The organism is Pedobacter alluvionis, assembly GCF_003664035.1.
Lineage (GTDB): Bacteria > Bacteroidota > Bacteroidia > Sphingobacteriales > Sphingobacteriaceae > Pedobacter > Pedobacter alluvionis.
On sequence record NZ_RCCK01000014.1, the window covers coordinates 108,466 to 128,141 of the forward strand.

General features: G+C 38.3%; 16 protein-coding genes and 1 riboswitch. Of the genes, 6 read left to right on the forward strand and 10 right to left on the reverse strand.

Annotation, left to right across the window (positions count from 1 at the left end):
- Positions 1–349 precede the first annotated feature (349 nt).
- The 3 genes from BCL90_RS19955 to BCL90_RS19970 form a co-directional block, all read right to left on the reverse strand.
- Positions 350–544, reverse strand: coding sequence for a hypothetical protein (locus BCL90_RS19955; protein ID WP_121286442.1), 195 nt, complete (start codon positions 542–544; stop codon positions 350–352).
- Complete coding sequence (locus tag BCL90_RS19960) at positions 541–1,728, reverse strand: GAF domain-containing sensor histidine kinase (protein WP_121286445.1); 1,188 nt, start codon at positions 1,726–1,728, stop codon at positions 541–543. Before BCL90_RS19960 ends, BCL90_RS19955 begins: the two co-directional genes overlap by 4 nt.
- A gap of 225 nt (positions 1,729–1,953) precedes the next feature.
- Positions 1,954–3,378: a glycoside hydrolase family 125 protein gene (locus tag BCL90_RS19970; RefSeq protein ID WP_121286451.1), complete on the reverse strand. Its 1,425-nt coding sequence runs from the start codon at positions 3,376–3,378 to the stop codon at positions 1,954–1,956.
- Between the two features lie 286 nt (positions 3,379–3,664).
- On the opposite strand from BCL90_RS19970, the gene BCL90_RS19975 reads away from it, so the two are divergent.
- Entirely contained in the window at positions 3,665–4,852 is a 1,188-nt protein-coding gene (locus BCL90_RS19975) for a DUF1624 domain-containing protein (RefSeq protein ID WP_208529936.1), read from the forward strand.
- Positions 4,853–5,036: 184 nt separating this feature from the next.
- Here BCL90_RS19975 and BCL90_RS19980 read toward each other — a convergent pair whose 3' ends face one another.
- Positions 5,037–5,414 (reverse strand): C40 family peptidase, encoded by a 378-nt coding sequence (locus BCL90_RS19980; RefSeq protein ID WP_244095152.1) that lies wholly within the window; start codon positions 5,412–5,414, stop codon positions 5,037–5,039.
- A gap of 224 nt (positions 5,415–5,638) precedes the next feature.
- On the reverse strand, positions 5,639–8,251 hold the full coding sequence (gene mutS, locus BCL90_RS19985) for a DNA mismatch repair protein MutS (RefSeq protein ID WP_121286457.1): 2,613 nt from the start codon (positions 8,249–8,251) through the stop codon (positions 5,639–5,641).
- Between the two features lie 363 nt (positions 8,252–8,614).
- Here mutS and BCL90_RS19990 point away from each other — a divergent pair, with 363 nt between their 5' ends.
- Positions 8,615–8,929, forward strand: a complete 315-nt coding sequence (locus BCL90_RS19990; RefSeq protein WP_121286459.1) for an HPF/RaiA family ribosome-associated protein — start codon at positions 8,615–8,617, stop codon at positions 8,927–8,929.
- A 235-nt stretch (positions 8,930–9,164) separates the two neighbouring features.
- On the opposite strand, the gene BCL90_RS19995 is transcribed toward BCL90_RS19990, so the two are convergent.
- The 4 genes from BCL90_RS19995 to BCL90_RS20010 form a co-directional block, all read right to left on the reverse strand.
- Positions 9,165–9,905 (reverse strand): menaquinone biosynthetic enzyme MqnA/MqnD family protein, encoded by a 741-nt coding sequence (locus BCL90_RS19995; protein ID WP_121286462.1) that lies wholly within the window; start codon positions 9,903–9,905, stop codon positions 9,165–9,167.
- Positions 9,906–10,051: 146 nt separating this feature from the next.
- Positions 10,052–10,681, reverse strand: coding sequence for a histidine phosphatase family protein (locus tag BCL90_RS20000; RefSeq protein WP_121286465.1), 630 nt, complete (start codon positions 10,679–10,681; stop codon positions 10,052–10,054).
- Positions 10,682–10,784: 103 nt separating this feature from the next.
- Entirely contained in the window at positions 10,785–11,978 is a 1,194-nt protein-coding gene (mqnE, locus tag BCL90_RS20005; protein ID WP_121286468.1) for an aminofutalosine synthase MqnE, read from the reverse strand.
- A gap of 347 nt (positions 11,979–12,325) precedes the next feature.
- Complete coding sequence (locus BCL90_RS20010; RefSeq protein ID WP_244095151.1) at positions 12,326–12,820, reverse strand: hypothetical protein; 495 nt, start codon at positions 12,818–12,820, stop codon at positions 12,326–12,328.
- 122 nt (positions 12,821–12,942) lie between these two features.
- Between BCL90_RS20010 and BCL90_RS20015 the strand changes: the two genes are divergently transcribed.
- Complete coding sequence (locus BCL90_RS20015) at positions 12,943–14,058, forward strand: trans-sulfuration enzyme family protein (RefSeq protein WP_121286474.1); 1,116 nt, start codon at positions 12,943–12,945, stop codon at positions 14,056–14,058.
- A 190-nt stretch (positions 14,059–14,248) separates the two neighbouring features.
- On the opposite strand, the gene BCL90_RS20020 is transcribed toward BCL90_RS20015, so the two are convergent.
- Positions 14,249–15,262 (reverse strand): hypothetical protein, encoded by a 1,014-nt coding sequence (locus tag BCL90_RS20020; protein ID WP_121286477.1) that lies wholly within the window; start codon positions 15,260–15,262, stop codon positions 14,249–14,251.
- Between the two features lie 213 nt (positions 15,263–15,475).
- A riboswitch (SAM riboswitch) is annotated at positions 15,476–15,586 on the forward strand.
- 256 nt (positions 15,587–15,842) lie between these two features.
- Between BCL90_RS20020 and BCL90_RS20030 the strand changes: the two genes are divergently transcribed.
- From BCL90_RS20030 to BCL90_RS20040, 3 genes are all read left to right on the forward strand, one after another.
- Positions 15,843–17,174, forward strand: coding sequence for an O-acetylhomoserine aminocarboxypropyltransferase/cysteine synthase family protein (locus BCL90_RS20030; RefSeq protein WP_121286481.1), 1,332 nt, complete (start codon positions 15,843–15,845; stop codon positions 17,172–17,174).
- Between the two features lie 30 nt (positions 17,175–17,204).
- Complete coding sequence (locus BCL90_RS20035; RefSeq protein ID WP_121286484.1) at positions 17,205–18,263, forward strand: homoserine O-acetyltransferase family protein; 1,059 nt, start codon at positions 17,205–17,207, stop codon at positions 18,261–18,263.
- Positions 18,264–18,384: 121 nt separating this feature from the next.
- Positions 18,385–19,629 carry a homoserine dehydrogenase gene (locus tag BCL90_RS20040; RefSeq protein ID WP_121286487.1) on the forward strand — a complete coding sequence of 415 codons (1,245 nt, stop codon included), beginning with the start codon at positions 18,385–18,387 and terminating at the stop codon, positions 19,627–19,629.
- Positions 19,630–19,676: the final 47 nt, after the last annotated feature.

The following is a 19,676-nucleotide window of genomic DNA, read 5'->3' on the forward strand; positions in this document are numbered from 1 at the left end:
CACCTTAGACACCTAAGAACATCTAATTCATTAAGTAATTCACACCATATAAGCTTATATGGCCCTTAAATGTCTTATATGGTCAAAAAAATAATCCTAAATATCAGTTGTTTAAATAAACGTCATTATAACAAGGCCTTTTCAGCCGACAGCCCGCCCCGATTTTCGGGGAAGCAATCTTTCTAGCAGGAAAGATTGCTTCGTCGTTCCTCCTCGCAATGACGACCTTACTAATGGATTCTGTCTATGGTAGCTGAACCAGGATTTTTAGCAGTTTTAAATACCAATAGATTTTTATGCTCTATTACATTTCATAACTATCGATCAAAATAACCGACTGTAACAAGCATTAACAAACCTGCTTAAGCTTTTTAATAATAATGTGGCTATCTTCCAGTTGAAAAAGAAACATTAAAAACTCATCCGTTTCACTGATTTCAATACTTTTAACAGTGCCAGATTGGCTCTTTCCATCCGTTATAACCTCTCCTACCTTAATTTCTAAAAGTGTTGATGTTGGCAAACTATCGTTAACAGTTATCATTTTTGTGAAGGTAAGCGCAAAGTAAAACAGGTTTGTTCAGGCGTAGAAGATACATCAAGGGTACCATCATGCGCATTGGCAATTTCTGAGGCAATGTAAAGACCTAAACCCAGGCCTTTCTGATTGGGTTCTACCTCACCTCTCGAAAACGGTTGAAATAGGCGGTCCATAGCAGCGGTTGGTATTTGTTTGCCCTGATTCGCTACGCAAAGATTAAACTCTTCGGTATTGCTAAATGCGGTTATTTCTACGGCAGAATCTGATGGGGAATAATTTAAAGCGTTAGCCAGCAAATTAGAAAAAAGCTGTGCCAGTCGTTTCCCATCAGCATGAACAGGGTGATCAAAATTAAAGTTCACCTTAATAGCTCTTGATGGCCAAATGGCCTGCAACTCTTCGACCACCTGAAGCAGCAATTTCTCTAAATCTTCGTCTGGTGTTTTAGTAATGGTAATGCCCTCGCCTAATCTTCCACTGGCAAAATCGAGCATGTTCTCGATCAAACCATTCATCCTAAAAGAAGAATCTTTTATAATTTTAGTGATACGGCCACTGCGTTCATCTACATTCAAACGCGATAAAAGCTGTGCACTGTTTGAAATTGCATTTAGTGGATTTCGTAAATCATGACCCAAAATAGCAATAAACTGATCTCTTAAAACAGCTATCTCCTGTTCTTTTTTTAATTCTCTCTCTGTTTTCGCAAGTTCTTCCAGTGCGTCTAAATGAAAGGCAATTAAGTCGGCAAACATGGTAAACATACCTGTAACCGTTGGATTTTTCAGTTTAGCAGGTTTAGGATCAATGGCACAAAGTGTACCGAAAAACATACCATTTTTTAACTTTATGGGTACTGAAATGTAACTCTGAAAACCATACATTAACGGCGTATGGTGATGTGCAAAATCGGGATCTTCTGCCACATGGTCAATAATAACAGCCTGTTTATGCTGCCTGATCTCGTTACAGATGGTCGTTTCAAGTTTAAGTTCGCCTCCCACAGCTAACCCGAAATTTATTTCATCACGAACAGCACAAACAGTCCATGTATCTGATGTAACCCTGGCCACTGCCGAAAAGCCCATTCCTGTGGTTCTACAAACAATTTCTAAAATATTTGCAACTGCAGGAATCTTACTTATAGATTCGATATCGTTAAGGATGGTTTTACTAGAATTTTGCAATACTAAAGGCTATAATTTTCAAGCAATTTACAAATATTTACATGATGCAAAAACAGTAACCGCTGTTTTAACACAGCTTTTACATAAATTGATCGCTTTATTCCTAATTTGCGTAGAAAGTTCCGGATTAACATCAAATTTTAAATATAAAACAAAACCGTATTGATTAGAATTGAACAGAATATCAAAATCAGTCAATAACACCAATCAATACGGTCGGGTAGATTAAGCTTTTAATAAAGCTGGTTTCTCATGATAAGTTTTCCAAAGCAGCTCACCAAATAAGGTGTTAGACCAGGCAAACCACGCCCTGGTAAAGTTTGCAGGATTGTCTTTATTAAAAGCTTCATGCATGAAACCTTTGCCAGCATGCGTTTTACGCAAAGTATCTATACAATATTTAATCTCTGCATCATCTTTCGATGTTAAGGCGCGCATGGTAATGCTCATTGGCCAGATCATGTCCTGACCAACATGCGGACCACCAATGCCTTCTCCAGCGGTACCTTTAAAGAAATAAGGATTATCTTTTGAAAGCGCAAATTTCCTGGTGTTTTGATAAATCGGATCTTCAATTTTCATTGCCCCTAAATAAGGTAAACCCAATAAACTTGGTACGTTCGAATCGTCCATTAAATACGAACTGCCAAAACCATCAACTTCGAAGGCGTAAATTTTGCCGTATTTCGGGTGATTTACAACAGCATGTTTTTGAAGCGCAGCATTTACCTCATCGGCAAGATTTAACAAGTTACTTTCTAATGTTTTATCGCTGTTTAGGGCCTTAATCATTTCTGCTGCCTGCTTTAAGCTTGATACGGCAAAGAAATTAGACGGAACAAGGAAAGGAAAAATGGTGGCATCATCACTCGGACGAAATGCTGAACAGATCAATCCAACCGGGTTTACCGGAAAACCATAACCCGCCATTGGTAAAGAATCTGTAGGTTTTGTGGTTTCCCTTTGGAAATGGTATGGGCCTTTATCTGTTTTGCGCTGTTGCTCTTTAAAAGTTTTTAAAGTGGCCTCAATTCCTTTTTTCCAGTCGGCATCGAATGGTGTTTTATCACCTGTTTTTTTCCAGTAATGGTAAGCTAAACGGATAGGATAACACAATGAGTCGATTTCCCACTTGCGTTCGTGTACACCTGGCTGCATAGCGGTTTCATCAGTTTTCCACTCGCCTACTTTATTGGCATCGCCATAAAAAGCATTAGCATAAGGATCTTTTAAAATGCATTTAGTCTGGTGGATAATTACACCGGCAATCAGTTTTTTTAGCGGCTCGTCTTCATTTACAAATTGAAGGTAAGGCCAAACCTGGGCAGAACTATCACGTAGCCACATGGCATCAATGTCACCTGTAATTACATAAGTATCTGGTCTGCCATTTTTTTCTGAATGATAAACCGTCGTATCTAACGTATTGGGGAAACAGTTTTCGAACAGCCAGGCCAATTCAGGATTTTTAACATTTGCCTGGAAAGTTTTAATGGCAGTATCTACAGCTTTACTTTGAAAATGTCGTTTCGCGGCAGCTACACGTACCACAGGAAATTCTGGTGCAAGATCGGCAGCAAAAGAAAATTTCGATGCAACAACTCCTGCCCCTAACAAGCCTGTGTTTTGTATAAATGTTCTTCTTTTCATTATGATGTATTATGATATTTTGGTTTAATTTTTATGGAACGGAACGCATTCTATTATCAATCATATAAATGGTAATGATAGCATATTATTCGGTTAGTCCTTAACAAATATTATGATAATTTTTCGAACATCAAAATCATGATGGTCAATTAAACCATTCCTAAATCGATTTTCTTACAGAGTATATTGAAATAGATTCAGTTCACATTCTGATGTACTAAGGTAATCAAGTATATCTGTAAAAATAATTCTGAATGCCTATATTTAAACATCCAAACCTATTGTTATGAATGCTGATCACATGACCCTATCAAAGCGAATTTTATCCATCGATATATTACGTGGGTTAGTGATGATTATTATGGCGCTTGATCATACGAGAGATTTCTTTCATATCGGTGCCATGACAGGCGATCCGCTAAATCCTGAAACCACTACCGGGATGTTATTTTTTACCCGCTGGATTACCCATTTCTGTGCACCGACCTTTGTTTTTTTATCCGGATTATCGGCCTATCTGTCTGCGCAAAACAAAACACCAGGTAAAGCAAGCTCCTTTTTATTGAAACGTGGTTTATGGTTAATTGTAATCGAAATCGCATTAATTACACTCGGTTTAACCTTTAATCCATTTTACAATTTCATCATCCTTCAGGTAATATGGGCAATTGGCACCAGTATGATATTCCTCGGATTGGCCAGTCGAATTTCGTATAAAACTGTGCTCATAATTGGTTTAATATTGGTTTTCGGGCATAACCTTTTCGATTTATTTCCTACTCCAGCAGACCCAAATGGTGGCATGATCTTAAAAATATTTTTCACGGCGTCGGGAACTATTTTACCGGTTTCAAGTACTCATCTTGTTGGTGTATTTTATGCCATCCTGCCCTGGACAGGTGTGATGTTTGTGGGTTATGGAGTTGGTGCATGGTATAAAAAAGGCTACGCTGCCGAGCGCAGAAAGCGCAATTTATTAATTGTGGGTTTGCTCACTATATTTGTGTTTATCTCTTTGAGATTGATCAATATATATGGCGATCCTGCTCCGCGAAAAGAATATCACGACTTTTTTAAGAATTTGCTTGCTTTTTTTAATGTAAGCAAATATCCACCATCGTTACAGTATACCGCCATGACTTTAGGTCCGGCCATGTTATTTTTGGCTTTCACTGAAAACCTGAATAATTGGTTTACCAGGATAACTGCTGTGTATGGCGCTGTACCTTTCTTTTATTATGTACTGCACTTTTATCTGCTTCATACCCTACTTGTAATTGTATTTTTTGCCACAGGGTACACAGGTAAGGATATTGTACAAATTCCGTTCTGGTTTAGACCGGCTACATTTGGTTTTGGTTTGCCAATAGTCTATTCAATATGGTTTTGTGCAGTAGCAGCCTTGTATTTACCATGCAGATGGTTTAAACGATACAAAGAAAACCACAAACAGTGGTGGTTAAGGTATGTTTAAACAATTAGAATTAAAGATAAGCGGATTACAAAAAAACATAAATGGATAACGAAAAAGATGAAGTTTGTTTTAACCAAGGATGTCATTCTGAACAAAGCGAAGAATCTTTCCTGTAGTATCACAAATCACTGGTTAGTGCTCATCTGTTAGAGATTCTTCATTGCATTCAGAATGACAGTAAGAATTAATTTACCGATCCCGATTTAACCAATACCTTCTGATAAGCTGGAAGAGTTATATCATCAACAACTATTCCCCTGGTAGTACTGGCATGCACAAAAAAACCATTATTGAGGTAAACCCCAACATGATCTACATCATTGCCGCCAAAAGAGAAAAATACGAGATCTCCTTCCTTTAAACTATCAATGTTTTTACGTTTTACCACATTGGCCTGCTCACGCGAAATACGGGGAAGTGTAACCCCATATATTTCTTTCTCCAGTAAAAAAGCAAAACCAGAACAATCAACACCATTTTTATCCAATCCGCCAAACCGGTACCTCACCCCTGTCCAATCGGTGATGAAACGATAAAGCGGTTTGCTTTGTAAATTTGCCATTGCATCTGCCGCTTTCGAAGCTTTTGTATCACTTTTGACCGTATATTTTCTTGTTCCGCAAGACGAAAGAAAAAATATGATTGCTATTAAAAATAATATATTCCTTTTCAGGTGGAAGTTAAAAGGTATAAGGTTCAAGGTAAGCTGCATAAATAATATATTAATGTATTAGAGATTAAAGATGTTTTGTCCTTAAACCTTACACCCCAAACCTCTAACCTTTCCTAATTTTTTATTAACCGCTGTATTTCGTCTAATTTTAACAGCGCCTCAACAGGTGTTAACGCGTTTACATCCAAATTATTGAGTGTATCGCGGATTTTCACCAAAACAGGATCATCAATCGCGAACATCTGTAACTGGTAAGCCTGGTTCTGTACTTTTTTAATGCTGTCTTTTATACTTTGCCCTTCGGTCCTGTCTATTTCCAGTTTCTTCAGGATCTCGTTGGCACGACCGATTAGTTTTGTTGGCATACCGGCCATTTTCGCTACGTGTATCCCAAAACTATGTTCACTACCACCAGGAATCAGTTTCCTTAAAAAGATCACCTTATTGGTCATTTCTTTTACCGATACATTAAAGTTTTTAATGCGCGGCATGGTATTGGCCAGCTCGTTTAGCTCATGGTAGTGTGTAGCGAATAGGGTCTTTGGTCGCGCTGTTGGGTGCTGATGCAGAAATTCGGCAATTGCCCAGGCAATTGAAATGCCATCATAGGTACTCGTTCCGCGGCCAATTTCATCAAGTAAGATCAAACTATCATCCGAAATATTGTTCAGGATGCTCGCGGTTTCATTCATTTCGACCATGAATGTACTCTCTCCTGAAGAGATATTATCAGATGCGCCTACACGGGTAAAAATTTTATCTACAATACCCACTTCTGCATCCTTGGCAGGAACAAAGGAACCCATTTGCGCCATCAGTACAATCAGCGCAGTTTGCCTTAAAATGGCCGACTTACCCGCCATGTTGGGACCGGTAATCATAATAATCTGCTGACTCTCGGTATCGAGGTATACATCATTCGTAATGTATTCCTGCCCTACAGGCAATTGTTTTTCAATTACCGGGTGGCGCCCGCCTTTAATATCAAGCACCTTATTCTCGGTAACTTTGGGTTTGTTATAGTGGTTTTTAACAGCCAGCTGTGCGAAACACAATAAACAATCGAGCTGTGCAATTAAAAATGAATCAAGCTGGATCGGTTTAATGTAACTGGCTGTTTCATACATCAGTTCATTATACAATCTAATTTCAATAGCCTGTATCTTTTCTTCCGCACCTAAAATCTGATCTTCGTATTCTTTAAGTTCAGGTGTAATGTAGCGCTCCGCATTTACCAGCGTTTGTTTACGGATCCAGCCCTCCGGCACTTTATCTTTATGGGTATGCGTAACTTCTAAATAATAACCAAAAACGTTATTAAAGGCGATTTTTAGTGATGGAATACCTGTTGCTTCTGCTTCGCGTTTCTGGATCTGCACCAGGTAATCTTTACCACCAAAGGCAATTTTACGTAAGCGGTCTAAATCTTCGTCAATTCCATCGGCAATTACATTCCCCTTAATCAGCAAAGCTGGTGGCTCGGGCTGCAATTCCCTTTCAATCCTATCGCGGATAGCCAAACATGGATTTAACTGATCTGCTATTTTAATCAGGAAAGGATTTTTAGAATCGGCAGCCAGTTTTTTAACTGCTTCGATATGGTAAAGCGCACGTTTTAAGGCAACCAGTTCTCTTGGACCAACACGTTGCAGGCCCACTTTAGAAATGAGTCGTTCTAAATCACCAATCTGTTTAATGTTGTTTAAAAATTCGCCTTGTAGTTCCTCATGTTTTACAAAATACTCCACCATTCCAAGTCGTTCCTGAATTGGTTTCAATTCTTTTAATGGCATAATAATCCATTTCTGCAACAAACGCGCACCCATCGGGGTACAGGTATGATCCAGAATATCGAAAAGGGTTACCGCATTATCATTAGGTGAATTCACTAATTCCAGGTTGCGAATGGTGAAACGGTCTAACCACATGTAACGGTCTTCCTCAATACGGCCAATCGAACTGATATGCTGTAGATTCCGGTGCTCAGTTTCGCCCAGGTAGTGTAAAATCACACCAGCTGCTACAATTCCGCTTTGCAAACGCTCCACCCCAAAACCTTTTAGCGAAGAAACTTCAAAGTGTTTCATCAGGGTTTCGTTACCGAAATCGGTGGTAAAAGGCCATTCATCTAACCCAAAAGTATAAAAACGATCACCGAAGTTTTCGGTAAAAACCTGTCTCTTAGATTTCTGAAAAATAACCTCTGTCGGCTTAAAGCCTTGTAAAAGTTTATCAATATAATCGCTGTTACCTTGAGCGATTAAAAATTCACCTGTTGAAATATCTAAAAATGAAACGCCCAGTTGTGTTTTATCAAAGAAAACGCAGGCCAGAAAATTATTCGATTTTTGGTTTACAATATTATCGCCATAAGCTACACCAGGGGTAACCAACTCGGTTACACCACGTTTAACAATGGTTTTTGTGGTTTTAGGGTCCTCGAGTTGATCGCATATTGCCACACGTTGACCAGCCCTAACCAGTTTAGATAAATAGTTATCCAAAGAATGGTGCGGAAAACCGGCCAGTTCCAATGCACCGCCATTGGGCCCTGTACCCCTTCTGGTAAGTACAATGCCTAAAATCTGTGCCGTTTTAATGGCATCTTCGCCAAAGGTTTCATAAAAATCGCCAACCCTAAATAGTAAAAGTGCACCCGGATACTTCGCTTTAATTGCGTTGTACTGCTGCATTAACGGGGTTTCTTTATTCGTGTCTTTAGCCAAAACTGAAATTAATTTACAAAAGCCATAAAGATAACACGAATAAGCATTTTACAACTGTTTTGTTGAAAAGTTAAAAAAAAATTGGTTGTTTAACCGGTTAACTGTTTAAATCGGTTAATCGTAGGATATCACAGTTAACCAATTTATATAGTTTAAACAGTTAATTATTATTTGGAAATGAAGGGTTCTGCGCATTTCGGGTTATACAGTCCTGTTATCCGCTTTACTTCGTTACACTCGTGTCGCTTCTACCAGGTTTAGATACAATGGTCCGTTATAAGCCAATTGTAAAATCAACACTAATTAAAAACGTTTCTTATAGTTGTGTGTTACGTTTGTATAATTTAACCTAATATTTTAATTATGACGATCCAACTGAATACCGACAAAAATTTAACCATACACCAGGAATACGACGAAAAAATCCAAACCCAGTTAAATGAAGGTTTGAGCAGATACAGCGATTTAATTACGCGCTTAGAAGTTCATCTATCTGATGAAAACGGCAGTAAAGATGGTTTAGACGATAAAAGATGTTTGTTGGAGGCCAGAATAACCGGAAAAGAACCTTTAGCCGTTACCAATATGGGCAATACCTACGATTTAGCCATTACAGGCGCTTTAACCAAGCTGAAAAGCGCGCTTGAAAAAGTGGCTGGAAAAATGAAAAGTCACTAAATTTCTTCATCGTGAACGTCATTCCCGCGTAGGCGGGAATCTTAAAGCACGAATAGTAAATGCATTATGATTCCCAATTCAAGTTGGGAATCATGCTTTTTAAAGCCTGATTTACAACTCGGCAATATAGTCAATCGTCCTTTCGAGATAAATGAAACGCAGTCGAGAAATCTATTACAGATCTCTCCATTTCTCTATGCTACATCCGATAGCTATTGGATCGAAACGATTCTATTTATATAGTTACTTTTTCCAATTCTTCAATATATCCTAGAAACAGATTGAGCGCTTTCTTTCTTTCATCTGTAACCTCAAATTGAAGTTTATGGTATAGATAATCTTCCAGATCGAAATTCAATACCTCCGGTAACTCTTGCAAAACTTCTTTTCTATGATCAAGGCCAAATTTTAAAGCGGCATTAAATTCATCTTTAAAGTCCTGCGAAATCTCTTTGTTGGCCACCCAGGCTGCATACATAAAGGGTAAACCGGTAAAGTTTTTCCACTCCTCACCCATATCATAAGCGTAAGCAAAATCGTCTTTTTTACCAAATGTCCTGTCTCCTATTAAAACAAAGGCATCTGTTTTTGCAGTTGGATCAGTCGTAAATTCCACTTCTTTTTTCCAGTAGAATTTCAGTAAAACTTTGGCTAAATTGTTTGATGTACGGGAATGGGCATCCAGCCTTACTGTTTTAATTTCCTGGGCAGGAACTTCACTAAAAATGAATACCGAATTTACACCACCATCACTTCCGATACAATAATCGGCTACAATATTGGCATTTGGAACCAGGGGAATAGCTGCTACAGGCATTAAGCCAATATCAGCCTGACCGTTAATTACTTTAGCTGCACAATCAGAAGGGATATCTAAACTTAAATCAATTTTATTTATGATGTCAGAATGTTCTAGTCCGTATATAAAAGCTTTAGTGTTGGTGTAAGCAACAGCCGATATTTTAATCTTATTCAAGGTGTTATATTTTGCGCTTCGCGTTTGGCGATAAGCGTATTATTCAATTACTAAACCGTCTAAATGGATGGCTTCCGCCATGGTTCGTGTCCTCACGAACTATTACTTATTTCGTTTCGTTTTCTGGAGAAACGAACCGGGGCCGTTTATTCCCCAATTACTAAACTATCTAAATGAACGGCATTATTAAATTCGAGTACGGTAAATTTTCCATCTTCAAAACCCATTTTATAAAGTACGGTGTTCTGGTGTGGGAATTCGGTCATCAGGCTTAATGGTTTGTCTAATAATAAGCAAAGAAAAACACGCATTGCTCTACCATGCATGCAAAGTAAAACTGTTTTTTCTTCAGGTCTCGTCATCAAAACTTCCATGGGTTGTTTCAAACGCTCGTAAACATCCTGCACGCTTTCGCCACCTTCAAAATGAGCCGTATAATCTCCATCTTCCCAGCTTTGCAACATCTCACGGAAAGCCTCACGCGCATCTTCAGTATTTGGTTTTCCTTCCCAAACACCCCATGCCAACTCATCTAATCCCGAAAGCTTTTCCCAGGGTAATTTAGCATCAATAAACTTCTGAACAGTTTGCCAGGTACGTTTTAAATCAGAAGTGTAAATCTTATCAAAAGGAATATCCTTATATTTTTGATAAAAAACCTCTGCCTGTGCCCTTCCTAAATCATTTAAGTCAGAATTTACACCTCTGCCCTGTACTATGCCTTGTCTGTTCAATTCCGTTTCGCCGTGGCGTATGATGTATATTTCTTTAACCATTAAATGGGATTTTTTGGATTATAAGATTGCAGGATTAACGTTTTTTATTTATTATTTTTTTGACTTTGCGAAAAGATCTTAAAATCCTGTCATCATAACAATCTTAATTCACTACTGGTAATTTATAATATTGCGGCTTCTTCTCTTCCTCAAAAACAACATGCTCGAAATCCGTAACCACATTATATAACGTATCGCGTTCTATTGCTTTTCTGCCTACTTGTTTGATCAAATTCACCAATTCTTTAGTACTCATTGCAGGTGTTTGCTCTTCTGCACCGGCCATAGAGTATATTTTTGTGGTATCATCTAAAGTTCCGTCAATATCATCCACACCATAATTTAAGGATAACTGAGCGGTTTCGCGACTGATCATTGCCCAATACGCTTTAATGTGATCGAAGTTATCCATATAGATACGGGCAATGGCATAATTTCTTAAATCTTCAATTACTGATGATTCGGGCACATTGCTCATCTGGTTATGCTGATTTCTGAATTTTAGCGGAATAAAAGTCTGGAAGCCACCTGTTCGACCCTGCAATTCACGGAGTTTTTCCATGTGGTCTACGCGGTGCCAGTATTTTTCGATATGTCCATAAAGCATGGTCGCATTACTGCGCATGCCCAGTTTGTGCCATTCTTCATGTATATCGAGCCATTGCTGACCAGTACATTTATCTTTTGCAATCTGCTCCCTGATTTCAGGGTGAAAAATCTCTGCCCCACCACCTGGTATCGATTCCAATCCGGCTTCTTTCATCAAACGCATACCTGTTGCATAATCGATTTTAGCCTTTTTGAAAATATAGTGGTACTCTACAGGCGTTAATGCTTTTACGTGTAAATCCGGACGGTGTTGTTTAATGGCTGTGAACAAAGCGGAATAAAATGCCACATCGTATTGTGGCAGCACCCCCCCTACAATATGTACCTCCGTTACCGGTTCACCATCGTATTTTTTAACGATATCGAGCATTTGCTCCATTGTTAAGGCCCAGCCTTCTTCTTTTTGCTTGATTAAACGAGAGTAGGAGCAAAACTTGCAATCGTAAACGCAAAGATTGGTAGGTTCTAAGTGAAAGTTTCGGTTGAAATAAGTTTTATCACCGTGTTTTTTCTCACGGATGTAATTGGCGAGGACACCGAGGTAACCTAGTTCAGCCTGTTCATAAAGGTAAACACCTTCATCAAATGTAATCCGTTCTCCGTGAAGAACTTTGTGTGCTATGTTTTGTAATTCAGTTGATAAATTGGTATCAGCTAATATTTGTTCAACTTGCTCAGTTGTATTCATTCCTGATTTATTTTGAACAAAAATACAATAATGGGGCGATTTGAAAATCATTTTCTTGTAACAAACCGTGATTTTTGAATGTCAATCTTAATAATTAACCACAGATGAACACGGATAAACGCAGATATTGATTGCTTTTATTTTGTAAAATCTCTTGGCATCGTCATCTCGACTGGAACGTAGTGGAATGGAGAGATCTATCTTTATAGATTTCTCGACTTCATTGCACTTCGCTCGAAATGACGACACTTTAGAGGAAACTATTAATTAAATAGATCAGTAACGGTTACAAAAAAAGCACCTCTTTTCAGAAGTGCTCTTATTATGCTTTTCACAGGTAGATAAAATTATCTTGCAGCAGGCGTAAAGGTTAATACGATGTTTGCAGTTTTACCACCAAATTCGATTGGCGATTTCAAAATCATTTGTGTGCTGGAAAGATCAGTTAATACTAAACGGTAACCTTCTGTTACGTTTTTAGCTTTATCACCTTCAAATATTTTTTTGAACTGGAAAGTCTGGTCTTTAGGTGCAGCTGACCAGAAGATAGTCTGCATTACCGAACCACAAGCGCTTGATGCTGGTAAAGTGTAAGAACCATTACCACTATTGGTTAAATTCCATGTACTTCCCTGGAAACATTTATACGATTTCTCTCCAAATAATCCTTGAACAGCGCCATCAGGCAATCCTTCTAAAGCTACATTACTCACCACCCATTCGCGAACAACTGTACCTCTGCTACCTGTTACGCCTGCAGTTACTCTTTTTGCAGTATTACAACTTTGTAACATTACTAAAGTAGAACATGCTATTGCGATAGCTATAAATAATCTTTTCATTTTTTGTTTAATTAAATTTCGACAAACTTGTTACATAAATCTTGCCAAAACCATTACGAACCTTAAATTAGCGCCAAATTATTAAATTGCTCCCGATATCATTTCGATCAACATTAATTATCATGAAACCCGAAACCCTTGCTATTCACGCTTCTAATCTTGTAAAAAGTACTACAGGTGATGTTACGCCCCCGATTAATCTATCAACCACTTTTTTTCGTGGCGAAGATGGTGGTTATCCCGGTGGGCACATGTATAGCAGGGTAAGTAATCCAAACCGGTCTGCTTTAGAAAACACTATAGCAAAATTAGAATATGGCGAAGATGCTGCTGCTTTTTCTTCGGGTAATACCTGCGGATTAGCGATGTTCCAGGCTTTAAAACCAGGTAGCCACATTATTGCACCAGATGATATGTATTGGGGTATAAAAAAACAATTACTTACTATTTTTAACGATAGTTTGGAATTTGATTTTGTTGATCAAACGGATTTAAATCTGATACAATCGAGCATTAAGCCAAATACCAAATTGATTTGGATCGAAACCCCTTCTAATCCATTATTAAAGGTTACAGATATTGAAGAAATTGCCAAAATAGCTAAAGCCAATAAGGTTACACTGGTTTGCGACAGCACCTTTGCCTCTCCAATTTTACAAAATCCAATTTTGTTGGGCGCCGATGTGGTGATGCACAGCAGCACCAAATATCTTGGTGGCCATAGCGACGTGCTTGGCGGAATTTTGGTAACGGCCAAAAAAGATGAATTATGGGAGCGCATCAAAAATATACAACAAACCGGTGGTACGGTACCCTCTCCTTTCGATTGCTTTCTGTTAACCCGGAGCATTAAAACCCTGGCTTACCGCATGAAAGGCCATTGCGAAAACGGAAAGATGGTAGCTGATTATTTAAATGAACATCCAAATGTTGAAGCCGTTTTTTATCCTGGGTTGGAAAGTCACCCACAGCATGAAATTGCCAAAAAACAGATGAAAGATTTTGGCGGAATGATGTCGTTTTTAGTTAAAGGCGATGTTGAAGCCGCTCATAAAGTGGTCAATAAAGTTCAGTTATTTGCGCAGGCTACCAGTTTAGGTGGTGTAGAGAGTTTGATTGAACACCGTTATTCAGTAGAAGGACCGGATAGTAAAACACCCAAAAATTTACTCCGCATTTCAGTAGGCTTAGAGCATTTAGACGATATTATCGCCGATTTAGCGCAGGCGTTGGGTTAAAATATAAAACCTATGAGGTCTTTAAGACCTTATAGGCTTCTAGTTATTTCGAACCTTTGTTGCTAAACCCGATTGCAGCGATATCCTTTTTGGCTGTCACCCTGAGCGAAGTCGAAGGGTAGCCAAAAAGATAAAGCGTAAAGCGGGACTGCAATCTCCTAAGGACTACAGTACCCTAATTTTCCAAAACTTACTTAGGATTACAAATCGTGGTTAACTTCAACGAATAATTTGCCTCCAATGGTTCGTTAGTTTGCGCTAAACGTTGCGAACCTGTATTGGCAGGACAAGCAATATCCCCTGCTGCATCATAAACCAATTTATTTCCATCTGCTAATAATCCTTTTGGTACATAAACCTGCACTTTGGTAATTGAATAACCAGAAGGAAAATAACGCACATAATAACCGTCAGGGTGTTTCGTCCAGATGCCACTTGGCACATCACTTCTTGGTGGAGCCATACCCGCTATAATAGCATATCTTTCCATATCGGCATAAGTATAATTCCCAGATGAAACCAGTTGGCGGATATTATTTTCTGCTTCAAAAACAGCTTTCACTCCTGAAGGTAACTGGTCTTTAGCTTTTTCCATTACATCGAAAGGTAAAACGCCTAAAGCGCCACCTTCCAATTGCGTAAGTTGTTTTGGCGTTAACAATTTCATTGCAGTTACTTTCACTTGTCCGTTAAAATCGGCAAATTTTGTTCTGGCAATAATGGTCCAAAGTAAAGCCTGGATATCATGCTGTTCTACTTCAGGATGTTTCTCTGCACTTTTTAATATCGCAACTACAATTTCTTCTTTCGAGCCTAAAACTGGTGCAAACATGTAACCATCGCCCTTTGATGGCGCAAAAGTTCCGGCTTTCAGGCAGTAGCTTTTGTTGGTCATTTCGTACAAACCTTCACAGAGTACAAAACCGCCATCTGGATTTTTAGGCAGTAAATACAAGGGCTGAGCTTTTAAATTGAATGAATTAATAAAATCAGGCAGTTTTTCGCCTTCCCTGTTTACATCCTCAAAGTTGGTGGTAATGGCAGCTGGCTGTTTTAAAAACCTATCTACGCCTAAAGCTTTAGCACCCTGAGCAGTACCGACTTTCAATAATTTATCTTTTAAACCTCCGAATTGGGCGTTTGCATTAGTTAAACACATCCCCGTGAATAGCAGGCCTAAGCCTAGAACTGTTATATTTTTCATCATAATTATATTTAGATAGGTCACACAAACTTAGAATTTTAAGTGTTAATTTTTATATTAAAAGTTTTAATTTGCCGCAATACAATAAAATACATTACTCATTTCCAAACGATTAACAAAAATTCAAAATTTTATTTTGTGAATTAAAATTAAATTCAGACATTTGAAATATTATTTGGCAGAAAGCTAAATAAAAGTCAATCTTCATAGGTTGATTTATAAAGAAGTGGCGAGAGACTGGCTCGATGACCCACTGGCAACCCTCAGAAAGAGAAGGTGCCAATTCCTGACCGGATAACATGGTGTTATCTGGAGATATAAATTAGAACTGATGAAAACATTAAATCTTCAATCGCTAAGCGAACCCAGTGCAAGCCTTAAAAAGATAGCAAAAACTTCTATTTCTACTTTTTTCGATAGGTGTGCAATTACTTGTATGTGCTGTTGCATACAGTAATCTAAAAAATCTTCCTTTTTTGTTTCTTTCAAACTGGAAGGTCCCGAAACATCGGGATACGCCCTGCTAGGTTTTAAAATCAACCTAAATCACTACGTCTCATCAATAAATAAAACAGAAATCATGTCAACATCATATAAATTTGAAACTTTACAATTACACGCTGGCCAGGAAATAGATCCAACAACAGGCTCGAGGGCTGTGCCAATTTACCAAACTACTTCTTACGGATTTAAAAACGCTGAGCATGGTGCCAACTTGTTTGCTTTAAAAGAGTTTGGCAACATTTACACCAGGATTATGAATCCGACTAATGATGTTTTCGAAAAACGTATTGCAGCTTTAGAAGGCGGTGTAGCTGCTTTGGCGGTAGCTTCAGGACAGGCCGCACAGTTTATCGCATTGAATAACATTTTAGAAGCCGGCGATAGTATCGTTTCTTCTTCGCACATTTACGGCGGAACTTATAACCAGTTTAAAGTTGCTTTTAAACGTTTAGGTATCCATGTCGATTTTGCTAATCCAGATGTTCCTGACGAATTTGAAGCTAAAATTACCGACAAAACGAAAGCCATTTATCTCGAAACCATCGGCAACCCGGCATTTAGTGTTCCTGATTTTGAGAAAATTGCTGCAATTGCAAAGAAATACGATTTACCTTTAGTTGTTGATAATACTTTTGGCGCAGGAGGTTATTTGTTTAAGCCTTTAGAACATGGAGCAAATATTGTTGTAGAATCGGCAACGAAATGGATTGGCGGACACGGAACAAGCATTGGTGGTGTGATCATTGATGGCGGAAACTATAACTGGGGCAATGGTAAATTCCCTCAATTCTCTGAACCATCAGCAGGTTATCATGGTTTGGTTTTCAGCGATGTTTTCGGCATCGGCGGACCATTTGGCAACATCCAGTTTATCATCCGTGCACGTGTGGAGGGATTAAGAGATCTTGGTCCTGCCCTATCCCCTTTTAATTCTTTCCTTTTATTGCAGGGCTTAGAAACCTTATCGCTCCGTGTACAACGCCATGTTGATAATGCTTTAGAACTGGCTACCTGGTTAGAAAATCATCCATTGGTTCAGGAAGTACAATATCCGGGATTAGCGAGTAGCAAATATAATAACCTGGCAAAAAAATATTTAAGTAACGGCTTCGGTGCAGTTTTATCTTTCGAATTAAAAGGAAGTAAAGAAAATGCCACACAGGTTATTGATAATTTAAAACTGGTTTCTCACCTCGCAAACGTTGGCGATGCAAAAACGTTGATTATCCAGCCATCGGCAACCACACATCAACAATTGAGTGAAGATGAGCAACTGGCCGCAGGTGTAAAACCAAACGCATTACGGGTTTCAGTCGGTATTGAGCATATTGATGATATTAAGGCCGATTTCGAGCAGGCTTTTGCATCTATTCACGCTCAGGTTTCTACAGATAGTTTATTAGCCTAGTCCCGTTCATTTTCTGAATACAACATAACAATGAGTACAGCATCAACGTATAATTATAATAAACAGTTCAAATTAGAGAGCGGAAAAAAAATCCGCAACCTGCAAATTGCTTATCAAACTTATGGCAAATTAAATGCAAATAAAGATAATGTAATTTGGGTTTGCCACGCACTGACTGCCAATGCTGATGTTTTTGAATGGTGGGAAGGTTTATTCGGTCAGAATGCTTTGTTCAACCCGGAAGATCATTATATCGTTTGTGCCAATGTTTTAGGTTCGCATTATGGCAGTACCAACCCATTAAGTACCAATCCGGTAACAGGTTTACCTTATTACCTTTCGTTTCCGCAGTTTACGATCCGCGATTTAGTATCGGCACATCAGTTATTGGCTTCACATTTAGGTATTGATTATATTAAATTATTAATCGGTGGTTCTTTGGGTGGGCAACAAGCTGTAGAGTGGAGTATTTCGGAACCGAATAAAATTGAAAACCTAATCCTGATTGCCACCAATGCGGCCCATTCTCCATGGGGAATTGCGTTTAACGAAAGTCAGCGTTTAGCCATTACCACAGATAGAACTTTTTATGCCAACCAACCGAATGGAGGTAGCAAGGGTTTAAAAACTGCCCGTAGTATTGCACTTTTAAGTTACAGAACGTATAGTGCTTATGGCAGTACGCAGGTAGAAAGTGTAAACGATAAGACTGACAATTTCAGGTCGTCTTCTTACCAGAACTATCAGGGAGAAAAGCTGATCAACCGCTTTAATGCTTACAGTTATTATTATTTAACGAAAGCTATGGACAGCCACAATGTGGGCCGTAACCGAAAAAGTATTGGTGATGCACTAAACCTAATTACGGCAAATACTTTGGTAATCGGGATAGAAAATGATGTTTTGTTTCCTTTATCGGAGCAAAAATATCTGGCAGATCATATCCCTGGGGCAGAATTTTGCGCCTTGCATTCTGATTATGGACATGATGGTTTTTTAATCGAAACAGATGCTTTGACTAACGTCATCGGAAACTTTATGAAGGAAAGCCGTAATAAAAAAATCATCAAATTACAGCATACTGCCTAAAAAGGTAGAGGGTTGAAGGTATAAAGGTAGAAGGTATAAAACTCGATACCAGAACAAATTTAAAAAAATAAGAACAGCGATATCGGTGTAATCCACCTATCTGTATAATCACTTTATAATAATGAGTAAGAATTTAAAAATCGGTTTATTTGGTTTCGGCGTTGTAGGGCAAGGTTTATTGGACATTATCCAAAGCCAGAACCTGAACCTGGAGATCATTAAAATCGCGATAAAAGACCCAAGAAAGAAACGTAGCCTCAATAAGGATCTGTTTACTACGGACCGCAACGAAATACTGAACAATACAGAAATTAATACAATTGTAGAATTGATTAATGATGCCGATGCTGCCTACGAAATTGTAACTAATGCGTTAAAAAACGGTAAAAATGTAGTCTCGGCCAATAAAAAAATGATCGCCACACACTTAAAAGAACTGGTAGATTTACAACAGGAATATGGCACTTCCCTATTGTACGAAGGTGCTGTTTGTGGCAGTATTCCAATTATCCGTAATTTAGAAGAATATTACGATAATGAGTTATTCCATGCTTTGAGTGGGATTTTTAATGGCTCATCTAATTATATTTTATCAAAAATATTCAACGAAGGACAAAGTTACGATTCGGCATTAAAAGAAGCGCAGGATTTAGGTTTCGCAGAAACCGATCCAATTTTAGACGTGGGAGGTTATGATCCAAAATATAAACTGGCCATTGCTACCGTACATGCTTATGGTTTATTTGTAAATCCTGATGCGATTTTAAACATTGGTATACAGAACCTTTCTGATTACGACATTAAATATGCACGTGAGAAAAATTTCAAAATTAAGTTGGTTCCCACAGCACGTAAGGTCAATACAAAAGATATTGTGACCTATGTACTCCCTAAACTGGTAGCTAAAGATGATTTTCTCTACAACGTAGAAAACGAGTACAATGCAGTTGCAGTTCAGGCAGCTTTTGCTGATAAACAGTTTTTCTATGGTAAAGGTGCGGGTGGCCACCCTACCGGTGCTGCAGTACTATCTGATATTGCTGCTTTACGTTACGATTATCGATATGAATACAAAAAATACCATTCGGAAAATGGTGTAAAACATACAGAAGAAATTCTTTTAGAAGTTTATTTGCGTTATGCGGATGAATATCTGATTACATTATTAGAGTTTGACAACATCAGCGAACGTTATGCGGCCAGCAGCTATAAATATGTGGTTGGAACGGTTAAATTAGAAAGCTTGATTAAAAACCGCGACTTACTATTGGATGAATCTGTTTTTGTGGCCTACACCGGCAGACAGATTTACAAACAGGAGCAATTGAGTGAAAATGTTTTTGCCGAGGAACTGGCAAGCCTATAACTTATTTTTAAGGTTATTTTTTTTATTTGTTTTGTTGTTAAGTACAA

Excerpts from the sequence above, each read along its gene's own strand:
- BCL90_RS19980 (WP_244095152.1), bottom strand. The coding sequence starts at position 5,414 with ATGGCAAATTTACAAAGCAAACCGCTTTATCGTTTCATCACCGATTGG.
- BCL90_RS20010 (WP_244095151.1), bottom strand. The coding sequence starts at position 12,820 with ATGAAAAGATTATTTATAGCTATCGCAATAGCATGTTCTACTTTAGTA.
- BCL90_RS19955 (WP_121286442.1), bottom strand. The coding sequence starts at position 544 with ATGATAACTGTTAACGATAGTTTGCCAACATCAACACTTTTAGAAATT.
- BCL90_RS19990 (WP_121286459.1), top strand. The coding sequence starts at position 8,615 with ATGACGATCCAACTGAATACCGACAAAAATTTAACCATACACCAGGAA.
- BCL90_RS20030 (WP_121286481.1), top strand. The coding sequence starts at position 15,843 with ATGTCAACATCATATAAATTTGAAACTTTACAATTACACGCTGGCCAG.
- BCL90_RS20000 (WP_121286465.1), bottom strand. The coding sequence starts at position 10,681 with ATGGTTAAAGAAATATACATCATACGCCACGGCGAAACGGAATTGAAC.
- BCL90_RS19975 (WP_208529936.1), top strand. The coding sequence starts at position 3,665 with ATGAATGCTGATCACATGACCCTATCAAAGCGAATTTTATCCATCGAT.
- BCL90_RS19970 (WP_121286451.1), bottom strand. The coding sequence starts at position 3,378 with ATGAAAAGAAGAACATTTATACAAAACACAGGCTTGTTAGGGGCAGGA.
- BCL90_RS20015 (WP_121286474.1), top strand. The coding sequence starts at position 12,943 with ATGAAACCCGAAACCCTTGCTATTCACGCTTCTAATCTTGTAAAAAGT.
- BCL90_RS20035 (WP_121286484.1), top strand. The coding sequence starts at position 17,205 with ATGAGTACAGCATCAACGTATAATTATAATAAACAGTTCAAATTAGAG.
- BCL90_RS20040 (WP_121286487.1), top strand. The coding sequence starts at position 18,385 with ATGAGTAAGAATTTAAAAATCGGTTTATTTGGTTTCGGCGTTGTAGGG.
- mqnE (WP_121286468.1), bottom strand. The coding sequence starts at position 11,978 with ATGAATACAACTGAGCAAGTTGAACAAATATTAGCTGATACCAATTTA.
- BCL90_RS20020 (WP_121286477.1), bottom strand. The coding sequence starts at position 15,262 with ATGAAAAATATAACAGTTCTAGGCTTAGGCCTGCTATTCACGGGGATG.